This is a genomic window from Bradyrhizobium sacchari (assembly GCF_002068095.1).
Classification (GTDB): Bacteria; Pseudomonadota; Alphaproteobacteria; order Rhizobiales; family Xanthobacteraceae; genus Bradyrhizobium; species Bradyrhizobium sacchari.
In genome coordinates this window covers 1-2,878 of the sequence record NZ_LWIG01000055.1, presented here as the reverse complement: position 1 = coordinate 2,878, position 2,878 = coordinate 1, and the positions used below count along the sequence as shown (strand labels likewise).

General features: G+C 57.5%; 1 protein-coding gene and 1 pseudogene. Both read right to left on the bottom strand.

The window, feature by feature from the left end:
* Positions 1-554, bottom strand: a pseudogene (locus tag A5906_RS34745) (transposase); the annotation flags it as partial.
* A gap of 167 nt (positions 555-721) precedes the next feature.
* Complete coding sequence (locus A5906_RS34740; RefSeq protein WP_080139628.1) at positions 722-1,522, bottom strand: SDR family NAD(P)-dependent oxidoreductase; 801 nt, start codon at positions 1,520-1,522, stop codon at positions 722-724.
* Positions 1,523-2,878 lie beyond the last annotated feature (1,356 nt).

Below are 2,878 nucleotides of genomic sequence, written 5' to 3'. Positions count from 1 at the left end.
CCGCCGCTTGCGGACGGTGAGCCCTTCCTCGCGATAAAGCCGGTAGATCCGGTTGATCCCCGATGGCTCGCCCTCCCGCCGCAGCAGGACGAACAGGCGGCGATATCCGAAACGCCGCCGCTCGTTGGCGAGATCGCGCAATCGGCTACGCAGAACTGCGTCCGGTGGGCGGCTGGAGCGATAGCGGATCATCTTCCGATCCGAACCCACGATCGAGCAGGCCCGCCGTTCCGACAGGCTCATAACGGCCTGCAGATGCGCGACAGCAGCGCGCTTGGCGGCGGGCCCTACCATTTTTTTGAAAGGAGCTCGCGAAGTGCGGCTGCATCGAGCATCTGCTCGGCCAGAAGCTTCTTCAGCTTCCCGTTCTCCTCCTCCAGGGCCCTCAACCGCTTCGCCTCGGAAACGTCCATGCCGCCGAATTTGGCCTTCCAATTGTAGATTGTCGCCTCGGAGATCCCGTGCTTGCGAGCCAGCTCGGCCGTCTTCGCCCCGGCCTCATGCTCCTTCAGCACCGCAATAATCTGCTCTTCCGTGAACCGTGCTCGCTTCATCTGTCCGTCCTTCTTCGGGCCGGACTCTAACTCTTTCTGGAGGAAATGCTCAGTGGCAGGTCAATTCGTTAGGCGTCCGCAGTTTTGGGAGCTATCAGTGCGCCTGGGGCCAACTCGATTGTGGCTGACCTGCCACTGAACTTACCAGGAGGGATTAGAATCGCGGACTATCTGCACGCGCTAAGACCACCATCGACGTACAGTATCTGCCCAGTCACAAAACGCGACAGCGCCGATGCAAGGAAATGTACCGCGCCCGCGACGTCGGCTGGTGTTGCCAAACGGCCAAGAGGAATATCCGCCGTAGCCCGCTCAAACGCCGCCTCGTCGTGGAGAGCCTTGTCGTTCTTTTGGGTCCGTACTCTGCCCGGAGCTACGCCGTTGACCGTGATCCCGTGCGGCGCCAACTCGGTCGCATGCTGTTTCAACAGAATAGCCAACCCGCCCTTTGCAGCGCAGAAGGAGCTGTAGCCGCGGTCTCGGAAACCGAATGATGATCCAATCGAGAGGAGGTGGATATGGCTCCCGCCCTTTCCGGCCGCAATCTGATGTCCAGCCACTGCCTGAGAGAGAAACATCGCGGCTCGCAGCGTCCTAGAATAGACCTTATCGAAGGCTTCCTCAGTCACATCGAGCATTCTCTGCTCCTTATTGAAGCCAACGCAGTTCGCCAGGATATCTATCGAACCATAGTGTTTTACGAGTGAGGTCGAAAGTTCTCGGATTGCTCCGGCATTTGATACATCGAGCTCAAGGCCCTCGGCAATGTACCCTTTATCGCTCAATTGCCCGGCAAGCGATCGCGCGTGATCGCCATCTCGTCCTACGATAACGCTGGTCGCGCCGGCAGCAGCCAATGTTTCGGAGATCGTTGTGCCAATTGCTCCGTAGCCACCGGCGACCAATGCGATCTTACCGTGCAGATCCATCGTGTGTTGGGGGCGGACATCCACATTCTGTTTGATCATTCCAGCCTCTGTCGAGTTGGCCCGGTATGCTGCATGATCTGGGTTAATCTACCCCAAAATATGGAATTCATGATCCGTGCTAATCCGTAGAGCCGCACCGTCCCTTGAAGATTTGCCCCGAGATGCTCCTTGGACATGCCCACAAGTCCAACCATTCCTTTGATGGAGTGATTCTGCGGGACGTCGCCTTCAAACCGGTAAGAAAGCAAATTGCTATTCGTCCGTGCGCAACTCGCCAGCTTCAGGCTGGTGGCAGCAATTGTGGCCACGTTAATTATCGCAGACATCGCTTCTGCTGGGACATTGAGCGACGCTCGGTGCTCTCTGCCTCGTTGTCGCAGAGACTTGCTGGATTCAATAACGGGATCGAAGAGGTCCTCAAAGGTTGACCCTCGCGCCGGATAGTCCGTCATACGCTTCCATAACTAAGGAGAGGTTGTGCTCGGAGCAGACCTGCATGCTTAGCAGCAATTCTACGGCGTGGAGTAAGCGCATTGGCCCGGACCCTTTGGCGAGAGAGAGCTTGGTTGACGTTGCATGCCGCATGTCTTTCAGGTGATGTCGTGACTCGCTCAAGCTTCATCGGTCGGCACTTGCCATTTGTTCGCCATTAGAATCAACTACTAACGGTAGTAGTTGGCCGCAGCAAAAGGACTTGCATCAGCCAGCGCGGCTGGTGGGCTTGCGGGTTTCCTTGCAAGCGGTACGACTTGGCTGCATCGATGGTCGATCACAAGGCGACATGTTCAAGTTTCCGGAGGATCGCGTCGCTAAGCTCTCTCACTTAAAGGAGATTGGGAGCGGGAGGAGTTCTCGATTGGGGGCTATCGGTGCAGGCCAGAAAGATAGGAGACCTCGCGGCGAGCGTCCGGTCCAAATCCCCCTCGTCGCGGAGCATCGCGTTATACCAATTCTGCCTGCTCTGCCACGCTCACGGGCGTGCCGTCGCAACATGCGCGCGGCAGCTATGGAGGCCCGTCTAGTTTGAAACTGCGCTACTCGACATCTCGTAGTGAGACAGCGACTGGCTCATTGAATTGGACCAATTAGGCATTCAGTTCGCCCCGCCGCCCGTTAACGCGTCGCCGTGAAGTAACGCGAACAGCCTGAAGTTACGGGCTAATTCGAGGAATGCCGGCGATTGATTTTGCCGGCAATCGCAATGGCGGGGCCGATTTTCTTGAAAATCGAATGAGGGATTCCGTCGAATCGGCGGCTGTGATTCTCTGCTCGTCAGTGCATGAGCGGAGGTTTGGATGCGGCCACGGGAGGGGCGCGAGACTGGCGAGCAGGATCTGTTTCGCTCCCGGCTCGATCAGATCATCGACATGAAGCATTCGCTGGTGACGCTGGCGC